At 46.3% G+C, this 16,056-nt stretch carries 15 protein-coding genes and 1 tRNA gene; 4 read left to right on the top strand and 12 right to left on the bottom strand.

Annotation, left to right across the window (positions count from 1 at the left end; translation table 11 throughout):
- Positions 1-120: 120 nt before the first annotated feature.
- Complete coding sequence (locus BMX69_RS03020; protein WP_054789830.1) at positions 121-1,365, top strand: DNA polymerase Y family protein; 1,245 nt, start codon at positions 121-123, stop codon at positions 1,363-1,365.
- 5 nt (positions 1,366-1,370) lie between these two features.
- Here the strand turns inward: BMX69_RS03020 and BMX69_RS03015 are convergent, their stop codons facing one another.
- Positions 1,371-2,249 carry a YitT family protein gene (locus BMX69_RS03015; protein ID WP_025232110.1) on the bottom strand — a complete coding sequence of 293 codons (879 nt, stop codon included), beginning with the start codon at positions 2,247-2,249 and terminating at the stop codon, positions 1,371-1,373.
- Between the two features lie 38 nt (positions 2,250-2,287).
- Complete coding sequence (locus BMX69_RS03010; RefSeq protein ID WP_054789829.1) at positions 2,288-2,557, bottom strand: hypothetical protein; 270 nt, start codon at positions 2,555-2,557, stop codon at positions 2,288-2,290.
- Positions 2,558-2,646: 89 nt separating this feature from the next.
- Here BMX69_RS03010 and BMX69_RS03005 point away from each other — a divergent pair, with 89 nt between their 5' ends.
- Positions 2,647-3,570: an RluA family pseudouridine synthase gene (locus tag BMX69_RS03005; protein ID WP_100041526.1), complete on the top strand. Its 924-nt coding sequence runs from the start codon at positions 2,647-2,649 to the stop codon at positions 3,568-3,570.
- On the opposite strand, the gene BMX69_RS03000 is transcribed toward BMX69_RS03005, so the two are convergent.
- Positions 3,533-4,933, bottom strand: coding sequence for an RsmB/NOP family class I SAM-dependent RNA methyltransferase (locus BMX69_RS03000; RefSeq protein WP_174715197.1), 1,401 nt, complete (start codon positions 4,931-4,933; stop codon positions 3,533-3,535). The genes BMX69_RS03005 and BMX69_RS03000 overlap by 38 nt on opposite strands.
- A 104-nt stretch (positions 4,934-5,037) precedes the next feature.
- Here BMX69_RS03000 and BMX69_RS02995 point away from each other — a divergent pair, with 104 nt between their 5' ends.
- Positions 5,038-5,613: a hypothetical protein gene (locus BMX69_RS02995; protein ID WP_054789828.1), complete on the top strand. Its 576-nt coding sequence runs from the start codon at positions 5,038-5,040 to the stop codon at positions 5,611-5,613.
- A gap of 165 nt (positions 5,614-5,778) precedes the next feature.
- On the opposite strand, the gene yedF is transcribed toward BMX69_RS02995, so the two are convergent.
- The 7 genes from yedF to mgtE form a co-directional block, all read right to left on the bottom strand.
- Positions 5,779-6,393 carry a sulfurtransferase-like selenium metabolism protein YedF gene (yedF, locus tag BMX69_RS02990; RefSeq protein WP_025232105.1) on the bottom strand — a complete coding sequence of 205 codons (615 nt, stop codon included), beginning with the start codon at positions 6,391-6,393 and terminating at the stop codon, positions 5,779-5,781.
- Position 6,394: 1 nt separating this feature from the next.
- The gene (locus BMX69_RS02985; RefSeq protein WP_085961537.1) at positions 6,395-6,784 is read right to left on the bottom strand and encodes a helix-turn-helix domain-containing protein; all 390 of its coding nucleotides are present in this window, start codon (positions 6,782-6,784) and stop codon (positions 6,395-6,397) included.
- Between the two features lie 173 nt (positions 6,785-6,957).
- Complete coding sequence (locus tag BMX69_RS02980) at positions 6,958-7,290, bottom strand: DUF1292 domain-containing protein (RefSeq protein WP_054789827.1); 333 nt, start codon at positions 7,288-7,290, stop codon at positions 6,958-6,960.
- Between the two features lie 96 nt (positions 7,291-7,386).
- Positions 7,387-7,911 (bottom strand): cob(I)yrinic acid a,c-diamide adenosyltransferase, encoded by a 525-nt coding sequence (locus BMX69_RS02975; RefSeq protein ID WP_100041525.1) that lies wholly within the window; start codon positions 7,909-7,911, stop codon positions 7,387-7,389.
- A gap of 84 nt (positions 7,912-7,995) precedes the next feature.
- The gene (locus BMX69_RS02970; RefSeq protein ID WP_100041524.1) at positions 7,996-9,840 is read right to left on the bottom strand and encodes an ATP-dependent helicase; all 1,845 of its coding nucleotides are present in this window, start codon (positions 9,838-9,840) and stop codon (positions 7,996-7,998) included.
- 129 nt (positions 9,841-9,969) lie between these two features.
- The gene (gene gltX / locus BMX69_RS02965) at positions 9,970-11,430 is read right to left on the bottom strand and encodes a glutamate--tRNA ligase (protein ID WP_054789826.1); all 1,461 of its coding nucleotides are present in this window, start codon (positions 11,428-11,430) and stop codon (positions 9,970-9,972) included.
- A gap of 127 nt (positions 11,431-11,557) precedes the next feature.
- The gene (gene mgtE, locus BMX69_RS02960) at positions 11,558-12,907 is read right to left on the bottom strand and encodes a magnesium transporter (protein ID WP_100041523.1); all 1,350 of its coding nucleotides are present in this window, start codon (positions 12,905-12,907) and stop codon (positions 11,558-11,560) included.
- A gap of 123 nt (positions 12,908-13,030) precedes the next feature.
- Here mgtE and BMX69_RS24325 point away from each other — a divergent pair, with 123 nt between their 5' ends.
- Entirely contained in the window at positions 13,031-13,207 is a 177-nt protein-coding gene (locus tag BMX69_RS24325) for a hypothetical protein (RefSeq protein ID WP_166433165.1), read from the top strand.
- A gap of 49 nt (positions 13,208-13,256) precedes the next feature.
- On the opposite strand, the gene BMX69_RS02955 is transcribed toward BMX69_RS24325, so the two are convergent.
- Together BMX69_RS02955 and BMX69_RS02950 are read right to left on the bottom strand one after the other, a co-directional pair.
- Positions 13,257-15,809: a transglycosylase domain-containing protein gene (locus tag BMX69_RS02955; protein ID WP_100041522.1), complete on the bottom strand. Its 2,553-nt coding sequence runs from the start codon at positions 15,807-15,809 to the stop codon at positions 13,257-13,259.
- 132 nt (positions 15,810-15,941) lie between these two features.
- Positions 15,942-16,014 (bottom strand) — tRNA-Thr (locus tag BMX69_RS02950).
- Between the last annotated feature and the right edge of the window lie 42 nt (positions 16,015-16,056).

Here is a 16,056-nt window from a genome sequence, read left to right as displayed (position 1 = left end):
GGATTTATTTTATCCTATTCCAATGGTTTTTTAATTATTCCCCTTTACTTTCCGAACGTATTTTCGATATAATAGAAAGTGAAGGAAATTTAAGTAAAAGATGCCAAAGGAGGGACTGACATGGCACAGGAGCCCTTAATTTTTCACATAGATGTGAACTCCGCATTTTTAAGCTGGGAATCTGTCAGCCGGCTGGAAGCTGACTTTAACGCCCTTGATTTACGTACCATTCCATCGGCAGTAGGCGGCGACGCCTCTTTAAGGCATGGGATCGTTCTGGCTAAATCCACGCCCGCAAAAGCATATGGAATCATAACCGGAGAGCCCATCAGCCAGGCTCTGCGCAAATGCCCTGCCCTCACGGTTGTTCCGGCCCGGTTTGATATATACCTTGATAAATCCCGGAAGCTTATGGAGCTTTTGTCCGATTACACTCCAGACATTGAAAAATTCAGCATCGACGAGGCATTTCTTGACATGACCTCTACCATCCACCTCTTCGGCCCCCCGCTGGAGGTAGCAAACCAGATACGGGAAAGGATCTGGCAGGAACTGAAGTTTACGGTGAACGTCGGTGTGGCTCCCAATAAGCTTCTGGCTAAAATGGCATCGGATTTTAAAAAGCCCAATCTTTGCCATACCCTGTTTGCCCATGAAATACCTTCCAAAATGTGGCCCCTTCCCATACGGGAACTGTTTTTTGTGGGCCATTCCGCACAGAAAAAGCTGGAAGGCATCGGCATCCACACCATAGGGGAACTGGCGGCCTGCAGCGTAGGCCATTTAAAACCCCTGCTGGGGGAAAAGTATGCCCTGCTGATCCATGATTATGCCCTGGGCATTGATACCTCGCCTGTGGAAGAACGGGAGCCCTTAAACAAGGGTTATGGAAACAGTACCACCCTTTCCCATGATATCGATGACCTAGACGTGGCCTGTCAGGTTCTTCTGTCCCTATGCGAAACCGTAGGAGCCCGTCTCCGTTCAGACCATGTCTTATCTGACTGTGTCTGTGTGGAGATCAAAGACTGGAATTTTCATACCAAGTCCCATCAGATGACCTTAAACAATCCTACGGACTCCACGACTGTAATTTATGAAAACGCCTGTAACTTACTTAAGGAGCTTTGGGACCGCACCCCTCTTCGCTTAATCGGCGTGCGAGCCACCAAGATTTCTGAGGAAGGGTTTTGCCAGCTTAATCTATTTGAGTCAGAGCAGGCCCGAAAGATGAAGGAAATGGAAAAAGCCGTGGATCATATCCGCGGCAAATTCGGAACTGACAGCGTTAAAAGAGCCAGTTTCTTAAAAAAGGATTCAATTGTGGACCATACATCCGGCCGGGGGAAATCCGGCATAAAATAAGGGGGCTATAGCTGGCCTCCAATGGCTTTAAACCCTTCGCCGTAAACCTCATTGGAATCCGTGATGATGAGAAAAGCCTCTTTGTCTGTTTCGTGAATGGCACGGCGGATGGGCACCACCTGACTGTTATTGCAGGCGCACATAATCACCTTCTTTTCATCCAGGGAATAAGAGCCCTGGCCCTGAAGAAAGGTGCAGCCTCGTCCGGTACTTTCCTCGATTCTCTGTGCTGCCTCTTCTGCATGGGAGGTGACCACAAAAACCAGTTTACCGGCTCCCAGGCCATACATAATCTTGTCGATCACCATGGTGGTTACAATGGTAGAAAGCATGCCCAGGATGACCGCATCCAGATTGCGGAATACCAGTCCTCCGGCGATGATTACCACGGCATCCACCACAAGGGATATCTGCCCGATGGTCAGGTGAGGGAAAATCTTCCGGATTGCCATAACCAGAAAGTCCGTACCCCCTGTGGAGCAGTTTCTTAAATAAACGATGGTTAACCCCAGACCGGAAAAGATTCCGGTGCAAGCGGAAGCATACAGAGGATTTCCCTGATAAACCGGCAGATAAGGAACTACATAGTCCAGGACAAGGGCAAAGATGATCATGCTCTTCATGGAACGAAGCAAAAACCCCCTTCCCAAAAGCCTGTAACTGACTAATACGATGGGAATGTTTAAGACTATGCTGGTAATGCCCATTGGCAGGCCGAACAGATAGCGCAGAATCAGTGCGATACCAGATACACCAACGGGAGCGAACTCCGCATTTACTGCAAAATTATAGATTCCAATATTAAATAAAATTGCTCCCGCCAAATCACACAGAAGATCGATCCCCAGCTCCTTTGGCGAATATTCCTGTTTGATTGTCATCATGAGTGTACTGCCTCCATTTCTTCCGCCCTGTTTTCTCCTTACAGAAAATAATCATTAATTTCAAATTCCTTTTTCCCGATCCGCACCTGCTTCATGAGGATGTTAACTTCCCCCTCTTCTTCGGAGCAGATCCCGGTCACCTGAATCTGTGTCTTACCATAGGATTCCGTCAAAACCAATTCTTTATCCATAATTCCCTTGTCTGCAAGCGCTTCCGCCAAATCCAGCAGAACTTCATCCACATCTTCCCTAATGTGGTTTCTTTCTAATTCCATTTCCAATGCTTCATAAATATCCTGATCTAACATTATCAAAACCCCACTTTCATTTTCTACCAGCTAATTATAACCCATAGATTCTCCTTGTCAATCACCACCCGCCATGTTAGAATCGGTTTATGAAAATGACTATGAATTATACCATAACAAAAACCTTTGAAGCTATGACTGTAAAGCAGTATTTATTAAATCTGGGATACTCCCAGAGCCTCATAAGACAGCTTCGGAACCAATCAAACGGAATCACTGTAGGAGGAGAGCCTGTCTATACAACACACGCCCTTAAGCCTGGCGAGCTTTTATCCATATTTATCTGCGAAGAAGAAAGTTCTAAGAATATTGTTCCCACACCCATGCCGATCCATATCCAGTACGAGGATGAACATATCCTGGTCATTAACAAGGAAGCCGGTGTCCCCATTCATCCGTCCCAGGGGAACTTTGATCATACCCTTGCTAACGGGATCGCCTATTATTTTGAGGAAAAGAATGAGTCTTTTATCTACCGGGCCATTAACCGCCTTGACCGGGATACCACCGGACTTTTGGTGGTGGCAAAAAATCCTTTAAGCGCCTGCATTCTTTCGGATATGGTGAAAAAAAGAGAGATCCGCCGCCGTTACCTTGCAGTTGTCCAGGGAGAGCTTCCTTTAGAAGGAACCATCGACGCTCCGATTGCCCGGGTAGACGGTTCCACCATTGAACGGTGTGTGGACCCGATAAATGGAGAAGAGGCCCGCACTCATTATAAACGGCTTTATTATGACCCTGCGACAGGGCATTCCCTTGCAGGTCTTTGCCTGGAAACCGGCCGCACCCACCAGATCCGGGTCCATTTAAAATCCATCGGACATCCCCTGCCAGGAGATTTCCTCTATCATCCGGACTACCGTTACATTACCCGTCAGGCCCTGCATTCCTTCCGGCTGGATTTCCTTCACCCAATCAAAAAGGAGCCTCTTTCTTTTGAGGCGCCTCTTCCTGAGGACATGCAGTTTCTTGGGATCACATCCACCGAAGGCCTTTGGGATAATGATTTTTAAGAATTCCCCCGGCCAGCTTGGCAAATCCGATGGAATATCCGTCGGTATTAACAAGCACCCAGCCTTTTTTATTGCCAAGAGAAAGGGAAGTCTCTCCCGACAGAGTTTCTCCCTTTAAATACTTTATAATTTCCTCTCCGTCAGCCGGCAGATCGATGAAACGGTTTACCTCTTCCTTTTTAAGGAAAAGGGCAAAACCATGAGAGGGCTCAAACCGGTTCTTTTTCACAGTTCCAAGGTGAAGCCCCGGACGAATGATTTTCATTCCCTTAAAATCAACCATTTCCGGTGGGATCAGATACAACTGGTCCCCAAAGAGAATATATTCTTTACGAAGAAGCAATGGGGCAGGGTTTACCAGAAGGTCTTTTAAAAACATTTCTACTTCTTTTATTACGGATTTGTCGCTGCAGTACTCCGGTTTGGCCTGCTTTTTTTCAGAAATCCCATCTTCGCTCCTTTTTAATACTGCCAGGTAATGGCCTTCCCCTTCTGACTTATCAGGCCAGATGCGGAAGGTCTTTTCTAATTCTGCCATACCGGATTTGCTCCATGACCGACGGCCCGGGTAAAGCCCGGGACGAGTTCCTCTATCTGCGATGGAAAAATCGGGATGAGAAAAAAGAAAACGTTCGATGACCTGTTCATTCTCCTCCGGAGAAAAGGTACAGGTGGAATAGACGATGGTTCCGCCGGGCTTTAACATGAACGCTGCATTGGAAAGGATCTCGTCCTGACGGTCCGCGCAGGCTATTACATGCCCGGGCGTCCATTCAAGTCTGGCCGTCTCATCCTTGCGGAACATGCCTTCCCCGGAACAGGGAGCATCCACCACAATCCTGTCAAAAAAACCGGGAAACCGATGAGACAGGCTCCCGGAATCCTCGCTTGACACAACCGCATTCCCGATTCCCAGGCGTTCTACGTTTTGGGAAAGAATTCTTGCCCTGGCCGGATGGATCTCATTGCTTAGAAGGAAGCCTTTTCCCTGCATCCGCCCTGCAATATGAGTGGTTTTTCCTCCTGGGGCAGCGCATAAGTCAAGGATCTTTTCTCCGGGCTTTGGATCTAACAGTTCCACAACGGCCATGGCGCTAGGCTCCTGAATATAATAAAGACCTGCCTCATGGTATGGATGCTTTCCCGGCCGCTCAGCCGGCTGGTAGTAATACCCTTCTTCTGCCCATGGAATCTTTTCCAGATGAAATGGGCTGATCTCATCAAATTTCTCCCTGGAAATCTTTAAGGGATTTATCCTTAATCCCTGTACCCGTTCCTTATCATAGCTTTCAATAAAAGAATCATACTCCGCTCCTAAAAGCCGTTTCATTTTTTCTCTGAACTCATCCGGTAATTGAATCATTGTTTTTCCTCTGAAATTAAATTTATATAAAAATAATACTTGTTTATTATTATTTTCCGAAGTAAGTGCCAAACTAGGAAGAGACGAATGACCGGAGGTGCCTTATGTCCCTATTAACCATTACTGCTTACTTCATTATACCCATATATACCATTCTGTTTGCCTGGGGAACCGACTGGTTTGCATTAAATTTTTCCGTATTGGGAAATTTATCCACCAGAAAAAATCTGTTTCTCCTATGGGGTATCATCATAGGAACGTACTTTTATTACATTTTAAAACGGATCATAAGCGGACTTCCCCGAAACAGAAAAGAAACCGTAATGAGCATCACTGCCCTTTTGCTTCTGGTTCTGGCAGTCATTACACCTTATCTGCCGGACTCACAGCCTCTTCATGCGGTCTTCCATGTTATTTTATCCTTTTTAGCATCTATTTCTCTTCTTATCTGCCTGTATATGATCGTCTGGAAGCTTTACTGCATGAATAAGGAGGTTTACCGTCCCTATCTGCATTGCTTACTGGTGATTACGGTATTGTCCGCTTTTTTATTTTTCCTGACCGGAATCGTGAGTACCGTACTGGAAATATTTTTCATCCTCTCCAGTACCTTTCTGCTCCAAAGGCTTTACCGCAGGGTCCTGACCCCAAAAAACAGGTGGAGATACGATCGATTATGATAAAATATGATAAAAAAGGAAAGTGCCCGGAAGAAAGAAATTTTCTTACGGGCACTTCCACTTTTCTGGTGCCATGCCAGATTTAAAAATAACTGAATGAATTATAAAACGAAAACCCCTGCTTTGTCAATAAAAAATATCCCCTGCCCATGAAACCGATGATGGTTAAGGACGGATCACCAGACGGGCTCCTGCCATTTTTTCTGCAATTTCATACATATTGGTTACTGAGCCAACCTTCAGCTTGTCTGATAATTCATAATAATTTAAGCAGGTTCCGCAGGTAAGGATCTCTACTCCCTGTGCTTCTAAATTCTTTAAATCCTCCAGTGACTGGGAGCCTTCCACGGATAACCTGGCCCCTCCATTGTAGAGCAGGACCGTTTCAGGGAGTTCTTCCAGCTGGGTAAGGGCATAAACAAATCCCTTCATCAGAATTCGGCCAAGCTCTTCATTGCCTCCTCCCATCTGATCCGATGAAAGCACCGCTACAAGGCCTTTTTTTCTGGCATCGGGAAGGCATTCTTCCTCTTTTACGGTTTCTTCTGTATCGCCGGATTCTCTGTTTACGTGGAACAGGATCTCAAATTCCCCTTCCGCTTTTTTCTCTGAAACCGGAGAAACACCCTCATAATTCCCCAGCTTCATTACATTCTGAACTGCAATTTCATTGTCCACAAGGACTTTTAATAACCCCTTTTCCATACCCTTTAATGCCTCTTTTGCCTTAATAACCGGCTGGGGGCATGTCAGGCCTCTGGCATCTACAATTTTCTCCATATTACCGTTCTCCTTTGCTTCTATTTTCTCTTTCCAGTTCTTCCATTACAATAATCATAGACCTTAAAAGCCGCCTGTCATTCTTTGACAGCATCGCCGCCTTCTGCACCATCTCAATGATTTCATAATCATTCTGGCCAGATTCCCCGTCTTCTGCCTCTTCCTCTAAAAGGGAAAAAAAATCCGACATTTTAAGGCCATACGCCCTGCAGATCCTGCCCAGCTTCGGCAGGCTGATATTGGCTCTTCTTCCAAATAAACTGGACAATGTAGACTGAGCGATCCCGCTTTCTTTTGATAACCTGTACATAGACCACTCTTTGCTTCTGTTGATTTCCTCGATTTTCTTAAGTACCGCCTCGTTGTCCATACAGCTATCCCTCACTTCCATAGATACAATTATAGTAGTATATAGAATGCAGCTTTGATAGATTGCAATACTCGCTGTATATGCTTCTATTATTTGTAGTGTCTATGATATGTAAGGTTTCAAAATCACATATTCCTGATAAATCTTAAAACCGGGACCAGTCCTTATTAGGACCGCCCCGGTTTTTCCTCTGTCTATTCTTCGTCTTCGCCTACCAGCTCATCATATTCCGCTTCGTCCAGTAATTCGTCAAAGGCTTCCGCAACGATCTCATATTCATCGTCATCTTCGATATTTTCAAGATTTGGCTGCCCATCTTCCTTCTCAGAATAACGGTACAGATAAACTTCTCCCTCTTCCTCCTCAGGGCCATTCATAGGAAGCAACGCAATATAATCTCTTTCGCCTGCTGTGAAAATGGTAAGTACTACGCATTCCAGCTCTGATCCGTCATCCAGGGTCAGTGTAACTGTCATTTCCTCCTGGGGTTCCATATCATCCCGCTCTAAATTAGGATCCTGTGCCATTCTGATACCTCTCTTTTTTTAATCTAGTTGTACGGCGCATCTGTCGCCTGCTTCCACTCTATCAAACTATCCGGCAAAAATCAAGGGATTTTACCGTTAATATTCAATTCCCTGCCTTGCTGAAATACCTCTGTCGTATGGATGCTTTACCTTTCTGATTTCCGACACATAATCCGCCATTTCTACAAGCTTTTCTGAAGGTTCTCTTCCTGTGAGAACCACTTCAAGTCCCTCAGGACGTACAGAAAGAAACTCCAAAACCCTAGTTTCCTCTACAAGGCCAAAATTGCATACGGCCATGATTTCATCAAGGATGAGCAGATCATACTTCTCCTTCACCGCCTTATTCAGGGTCGTTTCCAATAACTGGGAATAGTAGATCCCCGCTTCCTTTTTCTGTTCAGGAGACATTCTGGAAAAAAAGCCAAAGCTTCGCTCACAGGGTGTTACCGTAATACGGTCAAGCCCGCATAATGCATTCACTTCACCGGAATGATCGGTTTTTAAGAAACGGGTAATGAGAACCCGTTTCCCGCTGCCGCAGGCACGCACAGCCAGTCCTATGGCAGCTGTGGTTTTTCCCTTTCCGTCCCCACAGTATATGTGTACACAGGATTTCATATTTCATTCTCCTTTCCTTATTATTCCCCATTCTTTCAGGGGATAAAGGTATACCCGCAGGGTGTTTCCTTATTATTGCCCCGGTCATTCCCGTTCCAGATATTCCCGGACAAAACGGGAAACTTCCTGCTTTTTGCTGTATCTCTCCCGCACATAATTGACGTGAAGCCGTTCCTTAGACCTTGTCATGGCCACGTAAAACATCCGGCGCTCCTCTTCCAAATCGGCAGGGAGTACTGCCTTCTGGTGAGGCGTCACGCCTTCATTGGCATCCAGTATGTAGACGATCCGGTATTCCAGGCCCTTGGAGCTGTGCATGGTCATAAGGGCGACTCCCTGGGAATTTCCTTCCCTTAACTGGGCCTGAGTTTTTAATTCCTCTCCATATTCCTTCATATGACGGAACCATTCCTCTGCAGTGGGATAACCGGCTGCGCTCTCCTGAAGCTGATCCAGCACCTCTAAAAGCTCCTCCGGCTTCATCCTCCGGTACTGGGCGTATTCCCGAATGTAATCGTCATATCCCACCGCTTTCCTGATATAGTTTACAGCAGCCACAGGCGCCATATTTCTTATCATCTTTAAATCGTATTCCAGCTGTTCGATCCGCTCCACCATCCAGCCCCTGTCCTGATAAAAGGATTTTACCGATTCCCAGTTCACCGGATTATTTTCCACCGCATCCCGGCTGATATAGCGATTCGGCCGGTTGACGATCTGGAGCACATTGGCCCTGGATAAATCTCCGGACGCTGCCTGGATATAGGAAATTATATTTTTTGCAATCCAATGGTCGTATAGGTTGGGGACGGAATCCTTCATGGAGAAGGGGATGTTATATTCCATGAACTTTTCGATTAGGAGCCTGGGGCCCAGATTCGTCCGGTAAAGGACCGCAATCTCCTGCCAGGCAAACCCGGCCTTTGCATAAGCCATGATTTCCTGAACAATCTCTAAAGTTTCCTCCTGCGGATCCTGCCATACTCTTGTAACAACCGGCTTTCCACGTCCTTTTTTTGTGATGATCTTTTTGGGAAACCGCATCTCATTGTGAGCGATCAGCTTTCCGGCAGACTCCACAATTTCTCTGGTACTTCGGAAATTGATATTTAAAAGAACCTTTTTTGCTCCCTGGTAATCCTTTTCAAAGCCCAGCATAATTTCCGGTTTTGCTCCCCGGAAACGATAGATGGACTGGTCATCATCCCCTACGATAAACAGGTTGTTTTCCGGCGCAGCCAGCATCCGGACAATTTCATACTGTACCCGGTTAATATCCTGAAACTCATCCACCAGGATATACTGGTACTTTTTCTGCCATGCTTCCAGGATGTCCTTCCTCTGGACAAATAATTCATAACACATCACCATCATATCGTCAAAATCAATGAGATTGGCCTTACGAAGCCGGTCCTCATACGTAAGATAAAGCTGTTTGAATATTTCTTCAGAGCAGTTTTTGGAATAGTAGTGATCCAAGTCAATCATCTCGCCTTTTACAGAGCTGATTTCCGACAGGATGGAAGTCACGAATTCCGCCTCATCCTCCACCTCTACCTGGTTCTTATCCATGGCCTCCTTTATATACTGGATCTTCTGCTCCTCCCTAACAATGCTTCTGGCATCATACCGGTAGGCAAACTTAAGGATCCGGAAAAATATGGCATGAAAGGTTCCAAAGCTGATTGCAGACGGCCTGCCGTCCACAAGGCTTTCAAAACGTTCCTTCATCTCCCTGGCAGCTGCTTTTGTAAAGGTGATGACCAGGATATTTGACGGATCCACACCGTATGTCTCTATTAAATGGCATATCCGGTGGGTGATGGTAAAGGTCTTTCCTGAACCTGGCCCGGCGAGGACCAGCATGGGACCTTTGTGGTGAAGGATTGCCTCCTTCTGGGCTCCCTCATATGTGACCTGTTCCTTCATGTTTTCCTCCGTTTTGGGAATCATGCCTTAAGCAGGATTCCAGTCATCAGTTTGGCGGATCGTCCCGTCAAGTCAAAACAAAAGCAGAGGCCCGGTCACATCCGGAGCCTCTGCTTCTGCAATTATCATTTAACACGCTCCATTGCTTAAAAGCTGGATTCCCTTTCTTATTCTCATAAGGGTCTCCTCTTTTCCAAGGACCTCCATAATCTCGGTAGCGCCTGCGGGAGTCATCTGCTTTCCTGAAACTGCGGTGCGGATGGGCCACATAACAAAACCGGTTTTATACCCTTTTTCGGAAACATACTTTGAAAGCGTTTCATACAGCGCATCATTGCTGTAATCCTCCTGAGCTTCCAGAATCGGAAGCATATCCTGCAATAAGTCAAGGGAGGTTTCGCTGCCTGTCTTCATCTTCTTATTGGTGTACATGGCTGTATCGTATTCCGGCAAAGTCTCAAAGAAATCAATATGGTCTGCAATATCCGGAAAAACTTCAATTCTTGTTTTAACCATAGCTGCGATCTTCTTTAAGTCCATATCCTTCTTAATAACAGCCTTCAGATAAGGCTCTGCCAGCTGGTAGAACCGCTCAAAGTCCATGGATTTCATATATTCACTGTTCATCCACCGCAGCTTGGTCATATCGAAGACTGCCGGGGATTTGCTGATATTGTGGAAGTCAAATTCCTTTATCAGATCATCCAGGGAGAAAATCTCCTGGTTGCCCACCGGGGACCAGCCCAGAAGAGCAACGTAATTCACAACAGCCTCAGAAATGAAGCCCTGCATGATCAGATCCTCATAAGAGGAATGGCCGCTTCTTTTACTCAGCTTCTTGTGCTCCTCGTTGGTAATCAGCGGACAGTGTACATATACCGGAACGTCCCAGCCAAATGCTGCATAAAGACGGTTATACTTTGGAGAAGAGGACAGATATTCGTTCCCTCTCACTACATGGGTAATTCCCATGAGATGATCATCTACCACGTTTGCAAAATTATATGTTGGATATCCGTCGGATTTGATGAGTACCATATCATCTAACTCTGAGTTATCCACGGAAATGTCTCCGTATATTTCATCATGGAAGGAAGTCATTCCTTCTGTCGGATTGTTCTGTCGGATGACATAAGGCATACCTGCCGCCAGATTGGCTTCTACCTCTTCTTTGGAAAGATAGAGGCAATGCTTATCATAAGTCATGATCTCCTGGCCATCCACGGTCTTTTTAAGGGAATCCAGCCTCTCCTGAGTACAGAAGCAGTAATAAGCCTCCCCTTTTTCTACAAGCTTTTTCGCATATTCCAAATAAATACCGGAAGCCTGGCGCTCACTCTGTACATAGGGGCCTACGCCGCCATCCTTGTCCGGACCTTCGTCATGGATAAGCCCGGTTTCTTTTAAGGTTCTATAAATGATCTCGACAGCACCTTCCACATACCGTTCCTGATCTGTATCTTCAATGCGGAGAAGGAAATCGCCGCCCTCATGTTTAGCAATCAGATAAGCATACAATGCAGTTCTTAAATTTCCTACGTGCATACGGCCCGTAGGACTCGGTGCGTATCTTGTTCTTATTTTACTCATTGTGAACACACTCCTATATCTTCTTTCTCGTTTGGGCCGGTTAAAGGAAGTTACGCCAAAGCCACGTAGTCCATTATATAACGAACCACTGGAAAAAACAATGATTTGGCGTAATTTTCCAAAGCAATTATAATCCCAGAAGCTTGCAGGCCAGCCGGAAATATATGATCAGGCTGACCGCATCCACGATTGTGGTAATAAGGGGAGCCGCCATAATAGCCGGATCCATATGAAACACCTTGGCTGCAATGGGAAGAATTCCGCCGATGGTTTTTGCCACAATGACTGTGATCAAAAGGCTGAGCATTACTGTCAGACAAAGCATCTGCTGCCCAGGATAAAGGAGGATCAGACGGACATAATTCACAAGTCCCAGTATCAGACCCACAAGGATGGCTACCTTAAACTCTTTAAAGATCACCCGGAAAAAATCTTTTGTTTCTATCTCTCCCACTGCCATTCCTCTGATGATCATGGTACTGCTCTGGCTTCCCGCGTTGCCGCCTGTATCCGTAAGCATGGGAATAAAGGTCACGAGCAGAGGAATCACTGCAAAGGCCGATTCATATCTGGCCAGGATCCCGCCGGTCACCATGCTGCTGATCATCAGTACAAGAAGCCACATGATTCTGTTTTTCGCCAGCTGGAACACGCTGGTTTTTAAATACGGCTTTTCACTGGGAATCATGGCCGCCATCTTTTCAAAGTCCTCCGTGGCTTCCTGCTCCATAACATCCACAACGTCATCGACGGTAACGATTCCCACCAGGCGGTCTTCATGATCCACTACAGGGAGACTTAAAAGGCCGTATCTTCGAAAGCTGTCCGCAACGGCCTCCTGGTCTTCTGTCGTGACCGCCTTTATAACATGGGTATCCATGATATCACCGATGGCAACCTCGTAGGGATTCATTAAAAGATCCTTGACCGTGACCACTCCCTCCAGCCTTCTCGTGGCATCCATCACATAGCAGGTGTAAATGGTTTCTTTATCCACTCCATGCAGCCTGATATAGTCAAAGGCCTGCGCCACGGTCATGGCCTTTTTAAGCCCCACATACTCAGCCGTCATAATGCTTCCGGCGCTGTTTTCCGGATAGTTTAAAAACTGGTTGATCAGCTTTCTGGTATCAGGGGTCGCATTTCGCAGAACCCTTTTTACCACGCTGGCCGGCAGTTCCTCCAGCATGTCCACCGCATCATCCACAAACAGATCTTCTACAATTGTTCCCAATTCATGATCAGTCATGCTGTTTATAATGTGTTCCTGCTTCTCCACCTCCAGGCATGCGAACACATCACTTGCCAGCCCCTTGGGAAGCATCCGGAACACCACCACTGTTTTTTCTGAATCCAATGCTTCAATGAAAGCTGCAATATCTACTTCATTGTATTCCATCAGCACATCCTTCAGTTTTCTAAACTGACGGCTGTCAGCCAGCTCCATCAGTTCTTCCACATTGTAATTCTCCTGCATCTCACTCTTCCTCCACATGAACCTGTTTTTCCGTCTCGGCTATATGGAAGCAAAACAAATTCTGCCATGCAGGCAGTTTCCTGCAACGCAAAATAGCCAGAATTACAGGGCTGCCTGTAATTCATGGCTATCATAAACGCAAAGAATCGTACTCTTTTAACGGCAGCGAATCCAGAGCAGACCCGAAGTACAGGATTCTGCCCTCACTGCCTTACGCCTATGATCATTGTCTGCTTCCATCGTCTGACTCCGACCTTCCACTCTGGTTCACTTCCTTTCCTGAATGATTTTCTTAATTAAGGATAACAGCTGACATGATAAAAAGCAAGCCCTAACCTGTCCTTCTCTCTTATTCCATACCCGGCCCTACTGCCTGTGCACCGGAATCAGGGCCTCCCGGACCAAAGCCGGGGGCATAATCCTCATCTGAATCCATATCCCCAGGAAAAACCGGAGGAACCGTTTCCTTCGGCTTGGTGACTCCCGGACCGATCTCCTGGGGCTTCCCGGAAGAATCCTCCTGCCAGGGCAGGGATGAGGCATGGCTTGCCGCCTCATCAAGCTGAGTCTTCAACCCATCATAATATTCGGTGCCAGCCAGCTGGTCTAAAAGGGTGTAAGCAGTGCTTATGGTTTCATCAGTAGAGCTGTCCCTGTGGCTCAGTGCAGATAGTTCTCCGATCAGGGACTGAAGGGCAGAAACTGTCTGCTCCACCGCCTGCCTGGCTTCTTTGGAAGCATCTTGCTCTCTCTGGGCCTGGGCCTCCAGCTTTTTACGTTCTTCCTCTTCCTTCCATTTACTTCCATTGGCTTTGGCCGTTTGTTCTGCAACAGAAGAAAACAGATCCTTCCTTCCTGTTTCAGCGTCGGTTTTTTCCCCTGTGGAATCCACATTCTTAAGGGAAACGGTTGCCGGCATATCCCAATCCAGAACCGGAAGCCCATCGTTTATTCCTGCCATAAATTCCTGCCAGATCTTTCCCGAATAGGTTTTACCGTAAACTCCTGGCATAGCCTTTGGAGTGTCATATCCTACCCAGACAGCTGTTGTATAATGCTTTGTATACCCGCAAAACCAGGTATCTTTATTGCTGTTGGTGGTTCCGGTCTTTCCAGCAGCCGGAACTCCAAGACCCAGGCCATTGCCTGTTCCGTAAGGCTTATCCAGAGTACCCTTTAACACATCGGTGATCATGTAAGCGGTATCTTCCGTAAATATTCTTTCATCCGCCTGGTTTCCATTGTATATCTCGCCGTCATACTGGCTTTCTAAGCTGACGATACATGTTTTATTGCTGTACAGCCCTTTGTTCGCCAAAACGGAGTATCCCCTTGCCATATCCACCACTCTGGCGCCTTCGGTAAAGCCTCCGATGCTCATACTGCTGTTTCCGTTATCCATATAGCTTATACCTGCAAAATGCATCTTTCCCAGATAGCTTATGCCTTTGTCAACGCCGATGTCTCCCAGCACCTGCCAGGCCACCGTATTAAGACTTCGGTTCAATGCCTCTCTTACGGAAATATTGCCAAAATATTTTCCTCCGCTGTTTTTGGGCCCTTTATCAAACAGATGGTCATTCACCAGCCTGGAGGGATAATAATATCCAGTTTCAAAGGCAGGAGCATAATCGATCAGCGGCTTTATGGTAGATCCTGGCTGACGCTTGCTTAGGAATCCCCGGTTGTACTCATCATCCGTACCCCGGCCGCCCACAATTGCCACCACATATCCGGTCTGGTTGTCAATGCATACCGCTGCCCCCTGTAAGGCGAATTTCCCATTCTCCTGCAGATCCTTAAAGCCTTTCAGCCGGTTGTCAATAATCTCCTGCAAGGAGTTCTGGATAGGTGTCTCCAGGCTGGTATGTATTTCAAAGCCTCCGTTTCGGATCATATCACTCTTTGCCTGATAAAGTTCCTGGTACTGTTCTCTATAAGATTCATAAGAAGCCTGGTTATTAAAAACATACTGGAAAACAAAATCTTCGTTCTTCATTAATTCCAAAGCAGCGCAGTGTATGGCATAGCTTGTCAGATAATTTTCCTTTGTTCCCGGCTCATAGATCTTAGCAACTGTCAAAGGCTGGGCCTTGGCGTTTTCCTTTTCCTCTTCCGTAATAAACTTACAGAGAGCCATATTATCGATGATCTGGTTCCTCTTCCACGTTGCGTTTTCCGGATGGGCCACCGGATCATACCTTGACGGATTATTGCTGATTCCCGCTAAGGTAGCCGCCTCCCACACGGTTAAATCCTTTGCTTCCTTATCAAAATAATAGCGGCTGGCCTCTGATACGCCGTAACACCGGTTGGCAAAGAAATTGGTATTGCAGTAAAATTCCAGGATGTCTGACTTGGAATACTTATCCTCCATGCGCGGGGCTGCAAAAAATTCGGTCAGCTTTCTCTGGATCGTCTTCTCCTGGGTCAGATAGGTATTCTTAATCACCTGCTGGGTGATGGTGCTTCCTCCCTGGGTGGCTTTCCCTTTGTTTTTTAAGTATACGACACCTGCACGCATTAACCCCTTGTAGTCGATGCCATGATGCTTATAAAATCTTCTGTCCTCCTGGGCTACATAGGCATTCTGAAGATTCTTGCTGATCCCTGAAATCGGGACATATTCATAGTGACCGGAATTGATAGTTCCGATCAAAGTTCCGGCAGAATCATAGATTCTCGTATCCGTTGGCTGGGAAAAATCAGTCTTGACCGTCTTGCTTATAATGGTATCCGCTTTTTCTTTGCAGGCCATAATCTCATTCTGATATTTTAAGAATACAATGCCGCCGGCAAGGCATCCTAAAACCATGACTCCCAGAAATACGAAAAGAATGACTTTAATGGGCCGAAAGAATATGGACCATGGACTTTTTCGTTTCTTTTTATGTTTTGCCATATTAATGTGCCTCCTTTTCATCAATATCTGTACGCTGTTTATAAGCTTAATGCTGATAGATATCTTTCTTTCAATCTCTGTATATGACAAAAACGGGAAGCCTCTTTATTAAGACTTCCCGTTTGTTTTCAGAGCTGATGACGGGACTCGGACCCGTGACCTCCTCACTACCAATGAGGTGCGCTACCACCTGTGCCACATCAGCATCTTTTTTCGTTCATCGCTGAACCTCGTATATCATAGCATG

This window comes from Lacrimispora sphenoides JCM 1415 (assembly GCF_900105615.1).
GTDB lineage: Bacteria > Bacillota > Clostridia > Lachnospirales > Lachnospiraceae > Lacrimispora > Lacrimispora sphenoides.
The sequence above is the reverse complement of the archived record's forward strand: the minus strand, read 5'-3'. Positions and strand labels throughout refer to the sequence as shown.

What these genes read in the sequence shown, in the direction of transcription:
- BMX69_RS03020 (WP_054789830.1), top strand. Translation starts at nt 121, where the DNA reads ATGGCACAGGAGCCCTTAATTTTTCACATAGATGTGAACTCCGCATTT.
- BMX69_RS02980 (WP_054789827.1), bottom strand. Translation starts at nt 7,290, where the DNA reads ATGGCACAGGATCCTAATTTAGAGCGGGATGATATGGAACCCCAGGAG.
- BMX69_RS02970 (WP_100041524.1), bottom strand. Translation starts at nt 9,840, where the DNA reads ATGAAGGAACAGGTCACATATGAGGGAGCCCAGAAGGAGGCAATCCTT.
- gltX (WP_054789826.1), bottom strand. Translation starts at nt 11,430, where the DNA reads ATGAGTAAAATAAGAACAAGATACGCACCGAGTCCTACGGGCCGTATG.
- BMX69_RS02955 (WP_100041522.1), bottom strand. Translation starts at nt 15,809, where the DNA reads ATGGCAAAACATAAAAAGAAACGAAAAAGTCCATGGTCCATATTCTTT.
- BMX69_RS24325 (WP_166433165.1), top strand. Translation starts at nt 13,031, where the DNA reads ATGGCTATCATAAACGCAAAGAATCGTACTCTTTTAACGGCAGCGAAT.
- mgtE (WP_100041523.1), bottom strand. Translation starts at nt 12,907, where the DNA reads ATGCAGGAGAATTACAATGTGGAAGAACTGATGGAGCTGGCTGACAGC.
- yedF (WP_025232105.1), bottom strand. Translation starts at nt 6,393, where the DNA reads ATGGAGAAAATTGTAGATGCCAGAGGCCTGACATGCCCCCAGCCGGTT.
- BMX69_RS03005 (WP_100041526.1), top strand. Translation starts at nt 2,647, where the DNA reads ATGAAAATGACTATGAATTATACCATAACAAAAACCTTTGAAGCTATG.
- BMX69_RS03010 (WP_054789829.1), bottom strand. Translation starts at nt 2,557, where the DNA reads ATGTTAGATCAGGATATTTATGAAGCATTGGAAATGGAATTAGAAAGA.
- BMX69_RS02975 (WP_100041525.1), bottom strand. Translation starts at nt 7,911, where the DNA reads ATGAAATCCTGTGTACACATATACTGTGGGGACGGAAAGGGAAAAACC.
- BMX69_RS02995 (WP_054789828.1), top strand. Translation starts at nt 5,038, where the DNA reads ATGTCCCTATTAACCATTACTGCTTACTTCATTATACCCATATATACC.
- BMX69_RS03000 (WP_174715197.1), bottom strand. Translation starts at nt 4,933, where the DNA reads ATGATTCAATTACCGGATGAGTTCAGAGAAAAAATGAAACGGCTTTTA.
- BMX69_RS03015 (WP_025232110.1), bottom strand. Translation starts at nt 2,249, where the DNA reads ATGATGACAATCAAACAGGAATATTCGCCAAAGGAGCTGGGGATCGAT.
- BMX69_RS02985 (WP_085961537.1), bottom strand. Translation starts at nt 6,784, where the DNA reads ATGGAAGTGAGGGATAGCTGTATGGACAACGAGGCGGTACTTAAGAAA.